This is a genomic window from Dysgonomonas sp. Marseille-P4361 (assembly GCF_900343125.1).
Classification (GTDB): Bacteria; Bacteroidota; Bacteroidia; order Bacteroidales; family Dysgonomonadaceae; genus Dysgonomonas.
Genome location: NZ_OPYL01000003.1, coordinates 348,746 through 370,870 on the forward strand (window position 1 = coordinate 348,746; position 22,125 = coordinate 370,870).

The 22,125-nt window shown below is 36.4% G+C and carries 18 protein-coding genes; 12 read left to right on the top strand and 6 right to left on the bottom strand.

Annotated features, from left to right (window positions below; all coding sequences use genetic code 11):
* Positions 1–8: 8 nt before the first annotated feature.
* Positions 9–650 (top strand): HAD family phosphatase, encoded by a 642-nt coding sequence (locus DHU68_RS07860; protein WP_108822424.1) that lies wholly within the window; start codon positions 9–11, stop codon positions 648–650.
* On the opposite strand, the gene DHU68_RS07865 is transcribed toward DHU68_RS07860, so the two are convergent.
* From DHU68_RS07865 to panB, 4 genes are all read right to left on the bottom strand, one after another.
* Complete coding sequence (locus DHU68_RS07865) at positions 631–1,152, bottom strand: NUDIX domain-containing protein (RefSeq protein ID WP_108822425.1); 522 nt, start codon at positions 1,150–1,152, stop codon at positions 631–633. The genes DHU68_RS07860 and DHU68_RS07865 overlap by 20 nt on opposite strands.
* Before the next feature lie 167 nt (positions 1,153–1,319).
* Positions 1,320–1,733 carry a DUF3836 domain-containing protein gene (locus DHU68_RS07870; protein WP_108822426.1) on the bottom strand — a complete coding sequence of 138 codons (414 nt, stop codon included), beginning with the start codon at positions 1,731–1,733 and terminating at the stop codon, positions 1,320–1,322.
* A gap of 224 nt (positions 1,734–1,957) precedes the next feature.
* Positions 1,958–4,048, bottom strand: coding sequence for a DNA topoisomerase 3 (locus tag DHU68_RS07875; protein ID WP_108822427.1), 2,091 nt, complete (start codon positions 4,046–4,048; stop codon positions 1,958–1,960).
* Between the two features lie 53 nt (positions 4,049–4,101).
* Positions 4,102–4,920 carry a 3-methyl-2-oxobutanoate hydroxymethyltransferase gene (gene panB / locus DHU68_RS07880; RefSeq protein WP_108822428.1) on the bottom strand — a complete coding sequence of 273 codons (819 nt, stop codon included), beginning with the start codon at positions 4,918–4,920 and terminating at the stop codon, positions 4,102–4,104.
* 244 nt (positions 4,921–5,164) lie between these two features.
* On the opposite strand from panB, the gene mfd reads away from it, so the two are divergent.
* Positions 5,165–8,491 (top strand): transcription-repair coupling factor, encoded by a 3,327-nt coding sequence (gene mfd, locus DHU68_RS07885; RefSeq protein ID WP_108822429.1) that lies wholly within the window; start codon positions 5,165–5,167, stop codon positions 8,489–8,491.
* Between the two features lie 87 nt (positions 8,492–8,578).
* On the opposite strand, the gene DHU68_RS07890 is transcribed toward mfd, so the two are convergent.
* Together DHU68_RS07890 and DHU68_RS07895 are read right to left on the bottom strand one after the other, a co-directional pair.
* Positions 8,579–9,889: a mechanosensitive ion channel family protein gene (locus DHU68_RS07890; protein WP_108822430.1), complete on the bottom strand. Its 1,311-nt coding sequence runs from the start codon at positions 9,887–9,889 to the stop codon at positions 8,579–8,581.
* 5 nt (positions 9,890–9,894) lie between these two features.
* Positions 9,895–10,245, bottom strand: coding sequence for a hypothetical protein (locus tag DHU68_RS07895; RefSeq protein ID WP_108822431.1), 351 nt, complete (start codon positions 10,243–10,245; stop codon positions 9,895–9,897).
* A gap of 172 nt (positions 10,246–10,417) precedes the next feature.
* On the opposite strand from DHU68_RS07895, the gene DHU68_RS07900 reads away from it, so the two are divergent.
* The 10 genes from DHU68_RS07900 (at position 10,418) to DHU68_RS07945 (ending at position 22,088) form a co-directional block, all read left to right on the top strand.
* Positions 10,418–10,819: a diacylglycerol kinase family protein gene (locus DHU68_RS07900; protein ID WP_108822432.1), complete on the top strand. Its 402-nt coding sequence runs from the start codon at positions 10,418–10,420 to the stop codon at positions 10,817–10,819.
* 57 nt (positions 10,820–10,876) lie between these two features.
* A complete protein-coding gene (locus tag DHU68_RS07905; RefSeq protein WP_108822433.1) occupies positions 10,877–13,687 on the top strand; it encodes a pitrilysin family protein in 2,811 nt (936 codons plus the stop codon).
* A 119-nt stretch (positions 13,688–13,806) separates the two neighbouring features.
* Positions 13,807–15,789: a hypothetical protein gene (locus DHU68_RS07910; RefSeq protein ID WP_108822434.1), complete on the top strand. Its 1,983-nt coding sequence runs from the start codon at positions 13,807–13,809 to the stop codon at positions 15,787–15,789.
* A gap of 131 nt (positions 15,790–15,920) precedes the next feature.
* The gene (locus DHU68_RS07915; protein WP_255412473.1) at positions 15,921–16,955 is read left to right on the top strand and encodes an OprO/OprP family phosphate-selective porin; all 1,035 of its coding nucleotides are present in this window, start codon (positions 15,921–15,923) and stop codon (positions 16,953–16,955) included.
* Between the two features lie 175 nt (positions 16,956–17,130).
* On the top strand, positions 17,131–18,174 hold the full coding sequence (gene pstS / locus DHU68_RS07920) for a phosphate ABC transporter substrate-binding protein PstS (protein WP_108822435.1): 1,044 nt from the start codon (positions 17,131–17,133) through the stop codon (positions 18,172–18,174).
* Positions 18,175–18,207: 33 nt separating this feature from the next.
* Positions 18,208–19,056 carry a phosphate ABC transporter permease subunit PstC gene (pstC, locus tag DHU68_RS07925; RefSeq protein WP_108822436.1) on the top strand — a complete coding sequence of 283 codons (849 nt, stop codon included), beginning with the start codon at positions 18,208–18,210 and terminating at the stop codon, positions 19,054–19,056.
* Entirely contained in the window at positions 19,053–19,931 is an 879-nt protein-coding gene (gene pstA / locus DHU68_RS07930) for a phosphate ABC transporter permease PstA (protein ID WP_108822437.1), read from the top strand. The genes pstC and pstA overlap by 4 nt, the downstream gene beginning before the upstream one ends.
* Entirely contained in the window at positions 19,916–20,698 is a 783-nt protein-coding gene (pstB, locus tag DHU68_RS07935; protein ID WP_108822438.1) for a phosphate ABC transporter ATP-binding protein PstB, read from the top strand. The genes pstA and pstB overlap by 16 nt, the downstream gene beginning before the upstream one ends.
* A 30-nt stretch (positions 20,699–20,728) precedes the next feature.
* Positions 20,729–21,406: a phosphate signaling complex protein PhoU gene (gene phoU / locus DHU68_RS07940; RefSeq protein ID WP_108822439.1), complete on the top strand. Its 678-nt coding sequence runs from the start codon at positions 20,729–20,731 to the stop codon at positions 21,404–21,406.
* Positions 21,393–22,088, top strand: coding sequence for a response regulator transcription factor (locus DHU68_RS07945; RefSeq protein ID WP_108822440.1), 696 nt, complete (start codon positions 21,393–21,395; stop codon positions 22,086–22,088). Before phoU ends, DHU68_RS07945 begins: the two co-directional genes overlap by 14 nt.
* The last annotated feature ends 37 nt before the right edge of the window (positions 22,089–22,125 follow it).

Here is a 22,125-nt window from a genome sequence, read left to right on the forward strand (position 1 = left end):
GAAATAATATGATAAAGAAAACGACAATTCTATTCGACTTTGATGGCGTTATAGCCGATACAGAACCTCAATATGACTTATATATGGATACTGTGGGAAGTCGTTATAATTCAGGAATCGAAAATTTTGCAAGTGCAATAAAAGGTACGATTATGCCTGATATTATGGAAAAATATTTTTCACATCTCTCGGATGAAGAAAAACAGAAGCTAGAAAAAGAAGTTAAAGATTTTGAGTTGGTCATGGATTTTCCTTTGGTCGATGGTGTTGTTGACTTTATAGATTATCTGAAGAAGAACAATTTCAAAATAGGACTTGTTACTAGCTCTCCTGATTACAAAATGGAAAGAGCTCTAAGAGTTCTTAATATGGAAGACACTTTCGGCACCAAGGTTACTGCATCTGATATAACAATAGGAAAACCCAATCCTATGTGCTATCTGCTTGCTGCAAAAAATTTAAACTCTGACCCTAAAGAATGTATTGTTTTTGAAGATTCTTTTCACGGAATACAAGCAGGAAAAAGTGCAGGAATGAAAGTTGTCGGGCTCTCTACTACTATCCCGACCGAACAGCTAAAAGAAAAAGTAGAGTACGTTATGCCTGATTTTTCAGACAAAGGATTCTTGATCAAAGTTCTTGAGGAATAAGGGCAATCCCTTTGCTTAAAAATCTAATAAAATCCAGTTCAAAATTTACGGTGAATATACCTTTGTCTAAATTGGACTGGATTTCTTCTATATCCCAGAATCGCCCTCCTTCAAGTTCTTCTTTGTTCAAGATGAACGGACCATCATATATTGCATAATAGCAATAACTCAATTCTCGTTCCAAATCTGTTTCTATTACATACTTAGTTATAAATTGAGGTGAGATATTAAACAAACCCAACTCCTCCCCTGCTTCGCGAATTGCAGCCTCATCTGGAGATTCATCCAGGTCGATATGACCTGCTACGGAAGAATCCCATTTACCGGGTTGCACATCTTTAGTTAGCGATCGTTGTTGTAAATACAGTTTTCCTTCGGAATTGAATACATGTAAATGAATTACAGGGTGTAGGAGCTTCGACCCGTCGTGGCATTTGCTTCGCGAAGCTTGTCCAAGTATGTTTCCATCCTCATCTACCACTGGGAATATTTCTTCTGGCATATCTATTATCTAAATTTATAGTATAGGTATTGAAACAGACAAATATCGTGATTATTCTGTCAATACATGTATTAACACAAAAAACGCCTATAAGTTTTGAGCTTACAGACGTTTTTTTGAAGAATTTATGTGTTGTTGTTACCCTTGGGGTCTAATATAAAGATGTACTATTTTTCATATCCAGTAGCCAGATAGTTATTATTCTCATCGTAAACATTCACCAAAAGATCCGACTCGCTAGACCAATCCTTAGCGGCTTTATTCCATTTTGTGTAGGCTATCAGACTTATTAAATCAGAGTCAGCATCGGTGTAAGTGTATTCATATTTACTTACATTTACCCAACCATTATCTATACCATCCCAGCGGCTTATCACTTTCTCTATCATTTTACCATCTGCATCAAAAGAATAATTTTGTTTAATCAGAGGTGTTAATGTTTTACTGTCAACCGAAATACATTCTTTCTCAGTTCCAAATTCAGTTGCTTTAACATTACTATACCTATTTACATTTTGAGCATTTACGCTGATTGATAAAACTAATGCTGCGAATACTGTAGTTAAAATAGTTGCTTTCATGATAGTATGTTTTATAAGTTTTCAATCCTATTGACTTGGCGTATTAATCAACTAATACACTACGAACGTAGAACATCTTTTTATATCTTCCAAATAATTTAGCAACTTTTTTAGATAAAAAAACACACAAACTCTATAACAATCTAATTAAAAGACTATTACAAATATTTTAAAATAATAAAAAGGGGCTATTGACCTGAAAAATATCTTCGCAGGAGTATTTATTAGAATTTTGTATTAAGAATATTCTTTAAGGCATTCTCACTCGAGTCATCTCCCATCTCTTCGAATGTAATACGAAAAGGGCAGCCATTCTTCCATTCGGAACACCCATATGCAGACTTTCCTCTCAGGATGGTTCCTTTTTTACATAAGGGACAAAGCAGCACTTTCGACTCAGTTGATTTTTCCTTTGCGATCGCCTTCTCTGTTACTGGCTTTTCTTTCTTTGTTCTTGGTTTCTTTTCTTTAGCAGCTTTCTTCTTGGGCTTCTCAGCTTCTTCTTTTACTGCTTCTTCTATAGTGATTCGTGTCCCCCAATCGTTTTTCACATTGGTAACGATCTCCGTCAACATTTGCTTTAACTCTTCGATGAACTGACGAGGATCATATTCACTTTTCTCTATCTGACGTAGTTTCTTTTCCCATATCCCCGTAAGCTCAGCCGACTTTAGTAGTTCTTCTTTTATAGTACCAATCAGTTCTACTCCCGTTTGGGTTGCATACAGATTCTTTCGCTCTTTACGTATATAGTTCCGTTTAAACAGTGTCTCAATTACAGCTGCTCGCGTAGATGGGCGACCAATACCATTCTCTTTCAAAGCATCACGTAGTTCGTCATCATCGACAAATTTACCAGCAGTCTCCATTGCCCGCAGCAAAGTCGCCTCTGTATAATACTTAGGCGGCTGTGTCCACTTTTCGGTCAATGCCGGAACGTGAGGACCTCTCTCCCCTATCTCGAACGAAGGCAAAATTCCATCATTGTCCTTCTCTGCTTCATCTTCTTTCTCTTCCTGCGTGTTTACTTGCTTTTCAAATACTACACGCCATCCCGGATCTAAGATTTGCTTACCGGTGACCTTAAACTCCACTTTATTTACCTCTCCAAGTACAGTCGTTGTAGCAATCTTACAATTGGGATAAAAAACAGCGATGAAGCGTCGGGTGATAAGGTCATATACTTTACGTTCGTTCTCTGATATATTATTAGCTCTAACACCTGTAGGTATGATAGCATGGTGATCCGTAACCTTTGCATTATCAAAAACCTTTTTGGACTTTGGTATCTTTGTTGTCAAAACAGGTTTTACCAACTCTTCGTAACCAGCCAAGCCTCTTAGTATAGCAGGTACTTTGGGATACATATCATCACTCAGATAAGTAGTATCCACACGAGGATAAGTCGTCAATTTCTTTTCATACAGCGATTGGATAGTCTTCAGCGTATCTTCGGCTGAAAAGGCAAACTTCTTATTGCATTCAACCTGCAATGCAGTAAGGTCGAACAAGCGCGGAGAAGATTCTTCTCCTTTCTTTGTTGTTACATCTGTTACCTCAAAATCAGCTTGCTTAATTTCTTCGAGGAATTTTTCTCCTTCTTCTTGCGTAGTAAAACGACCTTTCGTTACCGAAAAAGTAACATTTCTATATACTGTCTTAAGCTCCCAATAGGGTTCGGGCTGAAAATTTTCTATTTCCAGTTGGCGAGTGACAATCAAGGCTAAAGTTGGGGTTTGTACACGTCCGATAGATAAGACCGACCGATTCTGACCATATTTCACAGTATACAATCGGGTGGCATTCATTCCCAATAACCAATCACCTATTGCGCGAGACAAGCCGGCTTCATATAGCTTATCAAAGTTAGATTGGTCTTTCAGCTTAGAGAATCCTTCCCGAATAGAGTCTTCTGTCAATGATGATATCCACAATCGCTTTACAGGAACCTTGCATTGTGCTTTTTGCATCACCCATCGTTGGATAAGTTCGCCCTCTTGGCCGGCATCACCGCAATTTATAACCTCTTCGGCTTCTGCCAATAGCTTCTCGATAACAGCAAACTGTTTCTTTACGCCATCATTCTCTATCAGCTTAATACCAAAGCGAAGCGGAATCATTGGCAATACCTGAAGAGACCACTGCTTCCATTGAGGTGAATATTCATGAGGTTCTTTCAGTGTACAGAAGTGACCAAAAGTCCATGTCACCTGATAACCGTTTCCTTCAAAATAACCGTCTTTTCGGGCATTAGCGCCTAATATACTAGCTATTTCGCGTGCTACACTTGGTTTTTCGGCAATGCAAACTTTCATCAAAACTCCCTCTACTCTAATTTATGAATCTTATTTATATACTTTTATATCAATCAATAGCTTTCGTCTTCGTTTGGGAAGTCCATTGTTTTCACGTCCTTAATATACCCTTGTACTGCTTCTGTGATTACAGAATACAGGTCAGCATAGCGGCGTAAGAACTTTGGTGAAAAATCTTTATTAATACCCAACATATCATGCATTACCAGCACTTGTCCATCAGCATGAGGTCCTGCACCAATACCTATTATCGGAATATTCAACTGTGAAGCTACTTCTTTTGTTAGTTCTGATGGAATTTTTTCTAATACAATAGCGAAACATCCTATTTCCTGAAGTAAAAGGGCATCCTTAATCAGCTTCTCAGCCTCATCTTTGTCTTTTGCTCTTACATTATAGGTTCCGTATTTATTGATAGACTGCGGCATAAGTCCAAGATGCCCCATCACCGGGATACCTGCATCTATAATCTTTTTTATATCAGATGATATTTCCTCTCCTCCTTCGATCTTAATAGCATCGGCTCCTGTCTCTTTCATCATGCGTATAGCCGCTTCAAGCGATTTCAAAGAATCTCCCGACACTGTTCCAAAAGGCATATCTACAACAACTAAAGACCTTTTGACAGCATTCATCACCGAACGACCATGATAAATCATTTGATCTAGTGTCATTGGCAAAGTTGTAATATTTCCCACCATGACATTAGAGGCTGAATCTCCAACTAAAATAATATCCATTCCTGCCTGATCGATGATGGTAGCCATAGAAAAATCATAGGCTGTAAGCATTGATATCTTCTCCCCGCGTTGCTTCATTTCAATCAAGCGTCGGGTAGTAACTTTGCGTTTATCTTCTGTATATGTTGACATAATATTGCTTTTTTATTAATAAAAACTAAGCAAAGGTATAAAATAATTATAGGATCAATTCGAAATTATTCTTCTTAATCGTCTTTTATCTTTTAAGAAATAGGAGAAGAATCTTACTCTCAACCACTTTCGAAGACTTTTATAAAGATAGCTATTCTGCCTCCTTCGTTCTTATAACATATTTCTACACATCAGTTAAAAGATTATTTATTAATTTTGCAGTCCTAAATAAAACATTTCACCATTGGAATTATCTGCATTACAGGAGATTTTTGAATCTCATAAAAATATTGCGGCTATTGCCGAAAGCCTAACCAAGCATAAAAACATATACGTTAAGGGGCTACAAGGATCTGCTGGAAGCATGTTTTCAGCTGCTCTATATCACAAAACTAACGATTGTTTTGTGTATGTATTGAATGATCAAGAAAGTGCGGCTTACTTTTATCACGACCTGACTCAAATATTAGGGAATAAAGAAGTACTGTTCTTCCCTTCTGCCTATAAACGTGCTATAAAATATGGACAAGTTGATGCTGCCAGCGAGATACTCAGAACGGAGGTTATGGGTAAAATGCAAACAAACAACAAGCATTTGATCATCGTCACATATCCTGAAGCAATGGCAGAAAAGGTGGTATCTAAAAGCATATTGGAAAAGAATACTATACACCTGAAAGTGGATGAGGAAGTAGACAGAAACTTCGTTTCCGAGATGCTCGACTCGTTTGGGTTTGAATATGTTGATTATGTATATGAACCAGGACAATACGCCATAAGGGGTAGTATTCTGGATGTATTCTCTTTTTCTTATGAATTCCCTTATCGTATCGATTTCTTCGGAGATGAAGTAAGTACAATACGAACTTTTGATATTGAAACCCAATTATCAAAAGAACGTTTGCAAGAGATACAGATTATTCCGGATATGCAGAAATCGGATTTGGATCGTGAATCATTTTTTAAACTAATACCTCAAAATACGATTGTAGGGTTTAAGGATTATACATGGGCGAAAGAAAAAGTTGAGGCACTGTATACCGATTCAACAATCCTCGACAATCCCGAATATGAGCAGGATATACAAAACAAACTAATAACAGTAGAGGAATATACTGAACTCATTGGGCAATTTACTCATCTTCACTTTGGCTCTCGGATGCAGGGAGTAGCAGATGCTACAATTGAATTTAAGACAGATATACAACCTCCTTTTCATAAAAACTTTGATCTTATCAGCGAAACATTTCATCGCTTTTTAGATCAACACTTCAAGATTTATATCCTTAGCGATAGTAGTAAGCAACATGCACGCCTTCAGTCTATATTCGAAGATCGTGAAGATAACATTGAATTTACTCCTGTAGAAAAAACGCTATCGGAAGGTTTCATTGATGAGACGCTTAAAATATGCTGTTTTACCGACCATCAGCTATTCGACCGCTACCATAAGTACAATCTGAAATCGGACAGAGTTCGATCAGGTAAATTTGCTTTATCACTTAAAGAACTTCAGCAGTTTCAGATCGGTGATTATATTGTACATATAGATCATGGTGTCGGACAATTCGGAGGATTGGTACGCTCAGATATGAATGGTAAAATGCAAGAGTTGATTAAGTTGATATACCTGAATAACGATGCTATTTTCGTCTCTCTTCATTCTTTGCATAAAATCTCAAAATACAGAGGAAAAGAGGGAGAGCCTCCCCGAATCAATAAGCTTGGGACGGGAGCCTGGAACAAGATTAAAGAAAAGACCAAAAGTAAAGTTAAAGATATTGCTCGCGACTTGATACAACTGTATGCAAGACGTAGGCAAGAAGAAGGGTTTCAATTTTCGCCAGATTCATTCTTACAGCATGAATTAGAGGCCTCTTTTATATACGAAGACACCCCCGATCAGGTTAAGGCAACTGCTGAAGTAAAGCAGGATATGGAAGGCATTAAGCCTATGGACAGACTTATATGCGGTGATGTAGGCTTTGGAAAAACAGAAGTTGCTATCCGTTCGGCATTTAAGGCTGTAGCTGACAACAAACAGGTAGCAGTATTAGTGCCGACGACTGTACTTGCATACCAGCATTATCAAACTTTTAAAGGCAGATTGAAAAACTTTCCTTGTAGAGTAGAATACATTAGCAGAGCCCGTAGTACAAGTGCAATAAAAGAAGTTCTGAATGATGTAAAAGAAGGAAAGGTAGATGTACTTATAGGTACACACCGTATTATAAGTAAAGATGTTCAATTTAAAGATCTTGGGTTACTGATTATAGACGAAGAACAAAAGTTTGGTGTTGCAGTAAAAGAGAAACTAAAACAAATGAAATCGAATGTGGATACACTAACGATGACAGCCACTCCAATTCCGCGTACATTACAGTTCTCGCTGATGGGTGCGCGAGATTTATCGACAATAACAACTCCTCCACCTAACCGATACCCTATACAGACAGAAGTCCACACTTTCGATTCCCAAATTATTAAAGAGGCTATCGAATTTGAGATGAGTAGAAACGGGCAGATTTTCTTTATCAATAACCGTATAAAAAACATCTACGAATTAGAAGATCTTATCAAACGAGAAATACCCGATGCTCGTGTGGTGGTTGGTCATGGTCAAATGGATCCTGCAAAACTGGAGTCTATCATTGTTGATTTTATTAACCACGAATATGACGTCTTACTGGCTACAACCATTGTGGAATCGGGGATAGACATTCCTAATGCAAATACAATCATTGTCAACAATGCACAGAACTTCGGACTAAGTGATCTTCACCAACTTAGAGGACGTGTAGGGCGTAGCAACAAAAAGGCTTTTGCTTACCTGCTTGCTCCACCTCTACATACACTTACTCCTGAGGCTAGAAGAAGATTGCAGGCAATAGAGAATTTCTCCGAACTGGGACATGGGTTTCATATAGCCATGCAGGATTTGGATATTCGGGGTGCTGGGAATATGCTTGGTGCTGAACAAAGTGGTTTTATCGCAGACCTAGGCTATGAGGTATATCAAAAAATATTAACTGAGGCTGTCAATGAATTGAAGAACGATGAATTTGCCGATCTCTATCATGCATCAGAAAATGATGAAAAGATTTCCGGTGATAATTTTGTGGATGATGTCCAAATAGAAAGTGATTTGGAACTATTATTTCCTGCAACATATATTCCTAACGATTCGGAACGAATAACTCTGTATCGCGAACTGGATAGCATGGAACGAGAAACTGATGTTTTAAGTTTCATCGAAAGATTGGAAGATAGATTCGGTAAAATACCACAAGAAGGGCGCGAATTGATTCTGGTTGTACGTCTCCGCTATTTAGCTAAGTCTCTGGGAATAGAAAAAGTTGTTTTGAAAAGTGGTAGAATGAGCTTATTCTTAATATCAAATATTGAGTCTCCATACTACCAATCAATAGCTTTTGACAAGCTATTGAGTTATGTACAAAAGTATCCACGAAATTGCGAATTAAAAGAGAATAATAATCGCCGATCGGTAAGTATAAAGAATGTACCAAACGTGGAAACAGCATGTATGATACTTAATGAAATAAAGGAATAAGATTTAATCTTTACATATTAATTACTATAGCAAAACAGAAAAGGCTGCAATCTTAGATTGCAGCCTTTTCTGTTTTGAAACTTTTATTTATTGCTTAGGAAATTCTTTCATATACACATCAAAGATATCTGTACCAGAAGACTCTTCATAAATAGTTAGTCCAAAGAATGGAACAACACTGATTAGATGATTCACTATTTCTGATAAAATCACTTCATATTCTGCCCAAATAGTCGTATTCGTAAATGTATATATCTCAATAGGCAAGCCCTGAGAAGTCGGAGCCAATTGTCTTACCAACAAAGTCAAGCTTTTATCAATCTTAGGATGATGCTTCAAGAAGTAAATACCATATTGCAAAAACAGATCACAATTCGTTATACTGAACATATTGAAAGGTGCTGCACCATTTGATAGTTTATTCAGTTCTGCATATTCTTTTTCTTTATCTGCAATATAGCCTTTCAGACTATCCATTTGTTTATATTTTTCCAACTCCTCTTCAGGTATTGGGCGAATTGTCTGATACTTTATATTTATGGCACGCTTAAAACGTCTGCCACCCGCATCTTTCATACCTCTCCAGTTTTGGAATGAATCAGATATAAGAGAATACGTCGGGATAGTAGTTATCGTTTTATCAAAGTTTCGAATCTTAACGGTCGTCAGGTTTATTTCCATAACATCACCATCTGCCCCATACTTATTCATTGTTATCCAGTCTCCTATTTGTACCATATTATTAGCACTCACTTGGATACTTCCCACAAACCCTTTTATCGAATCTTGGAAAACAAGCATCAAGACTGCTGATATTGCACCCAATCCGGCAAAGAAAGCCGTAGCCGATTTACCAGTCAGAATGGTATATATTACAACAGCTCCGCAAATGAAGAAAATTATATAAATAACCTGAATGTAACTCTTCAATGGTTTATTGTGGAATGCAGGCTTTTCTTCCAATACATTTGCCAGAGATTTAACAACAGCCATAATAGTCCATATAACAATAAAGACCATGCATATTTCAGCCAACTTAATCAAAGGAGAAATAAAGGCTGGAAAATCGCCAAAAACGACAGGGATAGAAGCTTTTATGAATGAATAAGGAATGACTAACGCCAAATAGTGCGGTAGTCTATTGTTAATAAGATAATCCAAGAACGAAAGCTTTGTTATCTTATGTGCTTTCTTCAAAATATATGAGAGTGCAAATCTTGTTATATATTGCAACACATACACAATTATGACAACCAATGCCACTAATACAAAGAACTTCGTGTAATTTATCCACTCCTCAGAAATACCAAAACTGGAAAGCATTTTTTGCATCCATTCCGAAACTACTGATGTTAAAGGATCTTTTTCTATTACAGGATCTTTAGCCAAATCTACCATACTTTTTATTTTTCTTTATTACCTATTCTTATAAATGTTTTACTCTTATTGAAATAACAATCTAAAGTATCGTCAATATTGAATATTCGCTGACTATTATAATATGCCCATGTACCTCTTACATACACTTTACATAAATAAATCTCATTCTCTTCTTCTCTCTCATCTTCCGGTATTTCATCATACGAAAGAGCCTTTATATACGATATATTAGTAACAGTACCTTCCTCAACATCTTTATATTTGAAGTGTTGCTTTACAGATGCCCCCATTTTTTCTAAATCATTCCCATAAAAAGTACAAGATTCCAATAGAACTGAGGCCATAAAAACTAGTAAGAATGAATACTTTTTCATAAGTTACAATTTTTTAGAATATTCAAAAATAATGATTCTATTACTTTTTAACAAATAAGGACGACTATTGTCTCTCAATATTCTCTTAAAAAATCATTAATTTCCACTTTTCTTGATTTCATTTTGATGCTTTTTGTTACTTTAGCTTCTAGAACAGACAAGCAATTACAAAATGAATAGCGACAGTAAAAATAAATTTTCAATAGTTGAAAGACTTCGCTCTTTTAAATATGCCATCAACGGTCTGAAGATACTTTTCAAAAAAGAACATAATGCACGCATTCATTTGGTAATATCTTTACTCGTCGTTATTTCTGGTTTTGTTTTCAATATAAGCAATATAGAGTGGCTTGCCATATTAATACTCATCGGATTCGTTATATCCTTAGAAGCAATAAATTCAGCCATCGAAACTCTTTCCGATTTTGTATCACCACACAAGAACAATATGATAAAAGCGGTAAAAGATTTATCTGCAGGGGCAGTTCTAATAGCCTCTATCATAGCCGTTATCTGCGGATGTATTATTTTTCTTCCCAAAATCTGTGATTTTTTCACTACTTTGGTAGACTAATATGATTATTCGATTTACTTAACAACAATAATGTTTTATTAATTAAATATTTTCACAATGAGGAAATCAATTATCCTAACAGCTTTATTACTACTTACCGGTATAATAAACGCTCAGGCTCCACAACCTCTACCGATCGACCCTAAAGTCAGATTTGGAACCTTAGAGAATGGACTTACATACTACATCAGACAAAATGCTTATCCCGAAAATCGCGCCGATTTTTACATCGCTCAGAAAGTAGGTTCAATGCAAGAAGAAGATAACCAAGCAGGCTTAGCTCACTTTCTTGAACACATGGCTTTCAATGGAACGAAAAACTTCCCGGGCAAAAAAACAATGCTAAACTATCTGGAAACAATTGGTGTTAAATTCGGAGCAAATGTAAATGCCTATACATCATTTGACGAAACAGTATACAATCTTAGCAATGTTCCTTTGGTTAGAGAAACTGTTATTGATTCTTGTTTGTTGGTTCTTCACGATTGGTCTAGCCTTATAGCTTTAGAGAACGAACAAATAGACGAAGAACGCCTTGTTATAAAAGAAGAATGGCGTACTCGCAATAATGCTCAGACGCGTATATGGGACAAACAGCTACCAGTTATATTTGCAGGAAGTAAATATGCCGACAGAATGCCAATTGGCAAGATGGAAGTAGTAGAACATTTCCCTTATCAGGTATTAAAAGACTACTACCACAAATGGTACAGACCCGATTTACAAGGTATAATCATTGTAGGAGATGTTGACGTAGACCAGATTGAAGCAAAGATTAAAACAATGTTTGCAGACGTTCCTAAACCTACAGATCCTGCAGAGCGAGTATATTTCCCTGTACCTGATAACGAAGAACCTATTGTTTCTATTGTAACAGATCCAGAGACTACAAATACACGTGTTACAGTTTATATGAAACATGATATTCTCCCTGATGAATTAAAGAAAACGCAAGCAGAATTAATGATCAATATAGTAAAAGGTCTAGCTACAACAATGCTTTCGGATCGTTTGAATGAGATTTCTCAGAAAGCTGATGCTCCTTTTGCTGCATCTATAATATACGACGGTGATTTTTTTGTTTCTAAAACAAAAGATGCTTGGACATCAATAGCTATAAGCAAGGAAGGTAAAATCACCGAAACATTTGCTACACTTATAAGAGAAAATGAACGTGCGAAGAAATTCGGTTTCACCGACTCTGAAGTAGAAAGAGCAAAAGCCAATCTGTTGAAAAACTATGAAAATATGTATAACAACAGAAACAAAGAACTAAATGACAGATATGTACAAGAATACGTTCGTAGCTTCGTCGATAATGAGGGAATACCCGGAGTAGAATTCGAATATGAATTTGTGAAACAAATAGCTCCGGTGATCAATGCTCAAATGATCAATGCTATGCTTCAGCAAATGAACATCATTAATGATAAAAATGTAGCTATTACGATTACAGGTCCTGAAAAAGAAGGTTTAAAATACCCAACGGAAGAAGAAATACTAAGCACATTTAAGGCTGTAGTAGCGGAAGATATTACTGCATATGAAGAGACTGTATCAAACGAACCTCTAATTACAGAATTACCAAAAGCCGGATCTGTGGTAAAAGTAGATACTGACACTAAACTAGATGCTACTATATGGACTTTATCGAATGGGATCAAAGTAGTAATCAAGAAAACTGATTACAAAGATGACCAAATATTAATGTCATCTATCGCTTACGGTGGTACTTCTATCGTTCCTGATGCTGACTATCACAATGCAAGCATGACTTCTATGGTTCCATATGTAGGCGGTATTGGCAACTTCAGTGCAACTGATCTTAAGAAAGTTCTTGCCGGAAAATCAGCGAGTGTAAATGCATCTATCGGAACATATACACAAGGATTCCATGGGTCTTCTACAATAAAAGACATTGAGACTCTATTACAACTTACTTACTTGCACTTTACAGCACCAAGAAAAGATGTTGAGGCATATACAAGCATCATGGATATGATTAAGAATCAACTTAAGAACTTAAGCTCTGATCCTGATTTTATCATGGGAGAAAAACGCAAACAAGTAGCTTACGGAGATAACATCCGCATGAAGGAAATGACTCTTGAAGATGCAGAAAAACTGGATTATGATCGCATAATTGAGATTTACAAAGAATTGTACGCTAATCCTGGAACATTCACTTTCACTTTCGTAGGTACTGTGGACGAATCAGCTTTAAAACCTCTTGTTGAGCAATACATAGCATCTCTTCCTACTGGGGACAAAAATGCGAGCTACAAGGATATCAATCTAAACATCAAGAAAGGTAAGATTGTAGAAGTATTTGAACAAGAAATGAAAACTCCTAAAACTACTGCATACGAACTATATAGCGGAAAATTAGATCGCACTTTGAAAAATCAGATTGCGGTATCTGCTCTCAAACAAATACTTGATATTGTTTATGTTCGTACAGTCAGAGAAGAAGCCGGAGGAACATACGGTGTAGGAGTGGGTGCATCAATAAGCAGAATTCCGGAAGGACAAACCATGCTACAAATGCAATTTGACACAGACCCTGAAAGAGTATCTACTATCACTCCTATCATCGATCGTGAGGTGAGAAATATTGCAGAAAATGGTCCAGAGGAAGAAGATTTCCAAAAAGTGAGAGAATATATGCTTAAGAAATTCCAAGAAGATGAAAAGACTAATAATTACTGGTTAGGAACTTTAGTCTCTAATTCATTCTATGGAGAAGATACGCATAGCGACTATTACAATACGGTTAAAAATCTGACAGGAAAAGATATACAAGCTCTGACAAAAGAACTTTTATCTCAAGGTAATTTTATCGAAGTTATCATGAATCCTAAGAAATAAAAAATAACATTTTTTCAGTAAAAGGGGTGTATAATTGTTTTATACACCCCTTTCTGTATTCAAATTATATCATTCTATTTTGTATCTTTACGCCCTTACTCAGTTAAGAGACAAGCAGTATGAAACAATTCTTTATCCTTTTTTTTCTTTTTACAAGTCTAAGTTTAGTAGCTCAAAACCGTTGGTCAATTACTGACGATGGAGGCATAGAATGGTCGATAAAAAAGGGAGATATACATACCGATCATGTTGAGATGAGTGGGAAACAAGTTTCTCTTATACTGACATATGGAACAGATAGCGAAGGCTTACTAATCTGCAATAAACTTCTCGTATTCCCCATGCTGAGAACAATTCCGAATGATACTCATGCTAGTTTATTACATTCTTTTGGTTCAGAAGCTGTACCTTCCATAAAGATAAACGGTAAAGAAGTTAAAGAACACGTTAAGTCTATATATCAAAAAGGAATATGGAAATCAACATCAGATATTGGCAACAATGCTACGTTGGAAAGAGAAATTAGTCCATCCGTAAATTTTCCTTTTGTGATAGAAAAATTCACAATAATAAACAATGGAGATAGAAGTCTAAAGATAGATATTGAAGACCTTGAAATAAACTCTCGCACCCACAAAGAGCAAGGAGTTTATGGTGCATATGAAATAAGTAGCTATACACAAAACAGTGGTCTTTACACTTTACACCCTACTGAAAGTGTATCATTTTCGGTAATATATACCGCTCAAAAATTGACAACACCACAGTTTACATATATAAATACAGATGAAGAAATAGACAAGCGTCAGCAATTTGTAGATTTAATGTTCAATAACATCCAATTTGTCTCTCCTGACTCTACTCTTAATACAATGTTCAATTTTGCTAAAACAAGAGCAATGGAGAGTATCTATGATACGAAAAACGGATTAGTCCATAGTCCTGGTGGAGGTAGATACTACGCTGCCATCTGGGCAAACGATCAGGCCGAATACGCCAATCCTCTCTTCTCATATTCTGGATATAATACCGCAATAGAAAGTGCGATGACTTCATGGCAATGGTTTTCAAAATATATGAACCCCGAATATAAGCCAATCCCCAGCTCTATTATTGCAGAAGGAGACAGTTTTTGGAATGGCGCAGGTGACAGAGGAGATCAGGCTATGATAGCTTATGGTGCCGCTCGCTTTGCTCTTGCACTGGGAGATAAGGAAACCGCAAAAAGAATCTGGCCCTTAATAGAATGGTGTATCGAATATTCGAAGCGTAAGATTAACGAGAATGGTGTTGTTGCATCAGATAGCGATGAACTTGAAGGCAGATTCCCTGCGGGAGATGCTAATCTTTGTACTTCATCTTTACTATACGACGCTCTTATTTCGGCAATATATCTAGGCAAAGACATTGATATCCCTAAAAATAAGATAGAAGAATACAAAAAACTGGCTGAAGAATTACATCGAAATATTAATAAATTCTTTGGAGCAAATGTACAAGGGTATAATACCTATCGTTATTATGAAGGAAACGATATATTAAGATCATGGATATGTATTCCTTTAACTGTAGATATTATGGAGCGCTCCGCAGGAACCATCGATGCTTTATTCTCTCCTCAGCTATGGACGAAAGATGGCTTGCTTACAGCAACGGGAGATAAAACATTTTGGGATCGTTCTACACTATATGGCTTAAGAGGTGCATTTGCTGCTGGAGCAAGAGAAAAAGCTCTTTCTTATCTGATAGGCTATTCCAATAGAAGATTATTAGGCGAACATGTACCATATGCAGTAGAGGCCTGGCCTGAAGGCAATCAAAGGCATCTATCTGCCGAAAGTGCCTTGTATTGCAGGGTTATTACAGAGGGGGTATTTGGATTCAGACCAACAGGATTGAATAGTTTTAGCATAACTCCTCAGCTACCAGAAGGATGGAATAAAATGGAATTAAGAAAAATAATAGCTTTCGACAATAAAACAATAGACATAGAAGTTCTAAGAATTGGAAAAGAAGTAAAAACGAATATCTTTGTCGACGGTAAATTATTTAAATCAATAAAAAATAAAAACGGAGAAAAGATTAATTGCAAATTAAAATGATTAGCTGGTTACAGATTTTACAATATAAATATCAAACTAGCCGTAACCTCTTCTTAACAGAAGCTTAATGAAACATCTGAGCTATTTTCAACAATTCCTTTTTATTTTGCACAAAAAATAAAGTGTACAGAATGAATATACAAAAACAGATTCACTTACTTTTTATCCTAATTCTCACTTTAGGAGTATTTAATATACAGGCACAAGACTCTACGGAGTTTAAACCCTCAGGAAAACCGATACTAAGAGGTTTCATCAATTACAATACAGGCTTTGGGGAGGTCAACGACAAAAGAGGTTTTGACATAGAAAGAGCTTTCTTGGGTTATGAATATAATTTTGCTAAAAACTTTTCAGCAAGAGTTGTCATAGATGGAGCTTCGGGAAAGAGTTCGTCGGGAGCACTTGAAGTATATCTTCGTAATGTCCTCGTAACATGGAAAGACAAAGGCTTTACGGTTAATCTTGGACTCACTGGTCTTATGCAATATAGCCTCCAAGAAAAATACTGGATGCATCGTTATATATTAAGATCATTCCAAGATGAATACCGAATGGCTCCAAGTGTGGACATGGGTACCACAATATCCTATACTTTCAATCCGTACATTTCAGCAGACATTAGTTTAACCAACGGAGAAGGCTACAAAAAAGTAAAACAAGATAATAGTATGCGTTATGCTGCTGGTATAAGTGTTTACCCGATCAAAAATCTACTTTTACGCGTATATGCTGATATATACAATGACGATGGAAACCAACGCGATGCATTACCAGATGAGGCATCTGAAGCAAATTATAAAGATCAACAAACACTTGCTCTATTTGTCGGATACCAAGATAAAAACGTTTCCATAGGAGCTGAATACAATAAAGTATATAACAAGGGATTTATTGATAAAAAAGATTATTTCGGATACTCATTCTACTCCTCAGTCAAGGTTGCACCTAAATGGAGAGCATTTGGACGTTATGACTTAATGGATTCTACCAGACCTGACAATTTTACTAGTCCTTGGAATAAATACGATGGGCAATTCTTTATGATTGGCGCCGAATTCCAACCTTTCAAGCACGTTAAAATAGCCCCCAACTTCCGCAACATTAATAGAGATAGAGAGAAATCGGAACAATATTTATTTCTCAATCTCGAAATAAACTTATAAAACAGATTTTAAATATTAGAAAGGATGTACTCAGGTACATCCTTTTTTTATGAACAGCACATAATCTATTGATATAAAGCCCTATTGTAAATCTTAACAATTTCGTAACATTGCCTTAGTAGCATTGTTACATTAGCTAAATAATATTGCACTATAATTAAAATGGAAATTAGAAATGAGAAAAACATTATTATTATCTGTTGCAATAGTAGCTATACTTTTTAGTTCTTGCGGAAACAACAAAGATTCACTTTCAGGCGCCGGAGCCACCTTCCCTGCACCTTTCTACAATATTGTATTTAAAGAGTTTGCTAAAAGCGGAACAAACGTAACCTACGGAGCTATTGGTAGTGGTGGCGGAATTCGTAGCCTCCAAGACAAAACCGTAGACTTTGGCGCTACAGATGTATATCTTTCTAATGAAGATCTGAAAGAAATGCCGGGCGATATAGTACACATACCAACTGCTATAGGTGGAGTGGTATTATCTTATAACCTAAAAGAAATAAGTGGACTCAAGCTTACAGCAGAAGTAATTTCGGATATATATCTTGGTAAAATAAAAAATTGGAACGATCAGAAACTAAAGGATCTAAATCCAGAGTTAAACCTTCCAGACAAAGCTATTATACCTGTATATCGTTCAGATGGCAGTGGTACTACATCTGTTTTCTCTGAATACATGTCTAAAGTGAATGAAGCATGGAGTAAAGATTTAGGAGAAGGAAAATCTCTAAACTTCCCTACGGGTATTGCAGCAAAAGGCAATCCGGGAGTAGCAGGTATCATCGTCGAGACAGACGGAGCTATAGGTTACATCGGATCAGAATACGCCTTAGCTTTGAATATGCCTACAGCTCTACTCCAAAACAAAGCCGGAAATTTTATCGAAGCAAACAACAAAAGCATATCAATTTCTGCAGAAATAGAGATGCCAAATGATACAAGAATTTCAATCACTAACTCTCCTGACCCCAATGCATATCCAATCAGCACTTTCACTTGGCTTATCACTTATAAAGAACAGAATTATAACGATAGACCTAAAGAACGTGCGATTGCTTTAACAAACCTGCTTAACTACATTATCAGTGAGGAAGGACAAGAGATTGCAAACAAGACACATTATGCTCCTCTATCAGCTACAGCCATTGAAAAAACCAAGGCTTTAATCAATTCAATGACATATAACGGAGAGGCGATCGCAACTAACAACTAATTGAACATTCTTGGCTAAAAGCTAAATCACAAGATGAAAGATAAAATTTTTAAAGCTATACTATTAACTGCATCGTGCTTGATTATATTACTGACTGCAGGTATTGTATACGGATTAGTAAGCAAGAGTATTGGAGCTTTTTCAGAATTTGGTTTCTTCAATTTCATCACATCTTCTGAATGGGATTCAAGAAACAATAACTATGGAGCTCTTCCTTTCATTGCAGGAACAATGCTCACTTCTATATTAGCTTTACTGTTTTGTATTCCTTTTTCACTATCTGTTGCATTATTCAATGGAGAGTATTTTAGAAACAAGAAAATTTCAACATTCGTTAGTTCCATTGTAGACCTGCTTGCAGGAATACCATCTATCGTATATGGGTTATGGGGTTTTTACACCCTGCGACCTATCTTAATTGATATGGGAGTAAATGATCAGGGCTTCGGAGTATTACTTTCAGCTATCGTATTAGCTATAATGATCATCCCTTATGCATCATCTCTAAGCACTGAATTTATTGCAATGGTACCAAACGAGTTGAAAGAAGGAGCATATAGCCTTGGTGCTACAAATTTGGAGGTAATAACATCTGTAAACCTTCCGGTAGCCGGATCAGGTATATTTGCTTCTTACATATTAGCATTTGGGCGTGCATTGGGAGAAACGATGGCGGTAACGATGTTAATAGGTAATACGAATAATATCCCAAGCAGTCTTGCCGATACGGGTAACTCTATGGCAAGTATCATCGCCAACCAGTTTGGTGAAGCGAGTGGATTAAAACTTAGTTCATTAATGGCTATAGGTCTATTGCTGTTCTTAATTACAGCATGCATCAACTTTATAGCTAAGTATATTATGAAAATGGTGAACAAATGATAAAGCGATTCAGATCAAGTTCTAAATTCAGACTAACGAAAAGTAAACTTTTCTTTTACATTGTTTGTCTATTCTCTGCCCTTACAATGATTCCACTGTTTGTCATACTATGGGAACTGGTAAAGAAAGGGTATAAACAATTCAATTTAAGTTTATTTACAGAGGTAGCACCAACCTCAATGGAGGCTATGCTTGCCCGCATCAGCGACAGCCCTATTCCCGGAGGTATCCTAAACGGTATTACCGGAACTATATTAATTCTTTCTATAGCCATCGTTATTGCTATTCCGATAGGAATAATGACCGGAGTATATCTTGCTGAGAATCCTAAGAAACGATTAGCAAATATAGTCCGCAATCTGAGTGATTTATTACAGGGTATTCCTTCTATCGTAATAGGGGTAATCGTTTACATATGGGTTGTCATTCCAATGTCTGGATATTCAGCCATAGCCGGTAGTATAGCTCTAGCCATCATGATGCTACCTATGATTATACGATCTACCGAAGAAAGTTTAAAAATGCTTCCTACAACTCTAAAAGAAGCTGGGCTGGCCTTAGGAGGATCGTACACAACTGTTGTATTACGAGTCTTGATTCCTTCTGCCTTTAGTGGATTATTTACCGGATCATTACTCGCTATATCGCGTGTAATGGGAGAAACAGCTCCTCTACTAGTAACAGCACTAGGTGCTTCATCTGTCAACTGGGATCCATCAAACCCAACGAGTGCCATATCTTTATTGATTTGGGAGTTCTATAATGACCCGAATCTTGCCAACTTAGTATGGTCCTCTTCATTACTACTTTTACTCTTTGTTTTAGGAATTAATCTACTAGCTAAAAGCATTGCTAAAAAATGGAAAATTCAATAAATATGAACGAACAAAATATATTAGAACTAAAAGATGTTTGTGTATCCTACACGCCCGGCAAAAATGCTGTTAATAATGTTAATGCTATAATAAAAGAACATACAGTAACAGCCATTATGGGGCCTTCGGGATGCGGTAAGAGTACACTTCTGCGTGCTATCAACCGTATGCATGAACTCTATCCCGACATTAAAACAACAGGAGAAATCTTACTGAAAGGGAAGAATATATTTGACATGAACCCGATGAAAGTTCGTCGACTGGCAGGAATGGTATTTCAAAGACCTAATCCCTTCCCTACGATGAGCATATACGATAATGTGATCGCAGGATACAAGCTAAATAATATAAAGCTAAACAAAGCGGAGAAAGACGAAATTGTAGAGAGTAGCTTACGCAGTGTTGCACTTTGGGACGAGGTAAAAGATTCTATGACTAAGAAAGGTACTTTTCTGTCAGGTGGACAACAACAACGTCTTTGTATTGCCAGAGCCTTAGCTTTAAAGCCGGAATTACTGCTGATGGATGAGCCTACATCTGCACTAGACCCTATTTCGACAAACAGAGTAGAAGAACTTATCTTCGAATTGAAGAAACAATATACGATCGTTATTGTTACACATAATATGTCGCAGGCTGCTCGTTTATCGGATAATTCGATGTTTATGTATATGGGAGAACTGGTAGAATATGGAACTACAAAACAAATGTTTACCAAGCCTAAGCATAAACGTACAGAAGATTACCTGACTGGTGTATTTAGCTAAATTTTCAACTATAAAAAAAAGTCTACAAAAATGACAACCAATATAAAGAATAAACAATTAGAACTCTTACTGAACGATTTTGAGCTATTATCTAAAACAGCTCTAACACAGATGCAAATTGCAACAAAGTTGTTACAAGATAATACAATCGAATCTCTTTACGAGGAAGCTGAATCGAATGAAGTTATTATAGACCGTTTAGAGATAAAGGTCAGAGAAGAAGCTGTTTTTACAATTTTTCAATTCAATCCGATTGCTGCAGACTTGAGAAAGATTATCACCTACCAAGATATCACAACAAATTTGGAACGAGTTGGAGACATGCTGTTAAATATTATCCATTCATTCAGAGAAACTGACTTAAATTCAATACAGTGGGTTAAGATCAAAAAACAGATAGAAAAAATGGTAGAATATAGCAGTGAGATGCTTCGCAATGCTATTTTCTCTTTCTCTAATGAAGACACCCGTATGGCATATCATGTAATAAAAGAAGATGATAAAGTTGATGAAATTTTTCACAAGATAAGTGTATCTTTACAAGAGACTTTTGCCAATAAAAGCCTAAGCAAAGAAGAAATAGAAACTATAATACAGGTAAATACTATTTCGCACAACTTGGAACGAATTGGTGATAGTGCGACTAACATAGCCGAGGCAACAATATATCTAACCGAAGGAGTAGACATTAGGCATGGAAATAAATAACAAAATATCGATTTTAGTAGTCGACGACGAGCCCGACATCCGGGAAATTCTCCAATTTAACCTTGAAAACGAAGGTTATCAGATAGACACAGCCGAGTCTTCAGAAGAAGCAATGGACAAGCTTTCATCTAGTCATAATCTTATATTGCTGGATGTGATGATGGGGGGAATATCCGGATTTAAGTTTGCCGACCATCTAAGAAAAGAAGTTAAAAATAATATTCCTATTATCTTCCTCACAGCCAAAGATACCGAAAATGATATGCTCACAGCCTTCTCCATTGGTGGAGATGATTATATATCAAAGCCTTTCTCTATCAAAGAAGTTATTGCCAGAGTAAAAAGTGTACTGAAAAGGGCAATGCTGGAAGAAAAAAGAGATAATCAGGAATTGCTGCAAATAGAAAATCTCATCATCAATTTTGAGACAAAGAATGTTACCATCGATAATGAGATTATAGACTTGACAAAGACCGAATTCAATATTCTTATCTTATTAGCTCAAAATCCAAATAGGGTATTTTCAAGAACCGAAATACTGGAAAAAGCGTGGAAAGATGATGGAATTGTATTGGAAAGAACTGTCGATGTTCACATTGCCAGACTAAGAAAAAAGATCGGCAGTTATGGAGACTATATTGTCAACCGTACCGGATATGGATACACATTTAATATAAAATAGATACAAACAGCAGGTATTTCTGCATATAAGATAACAA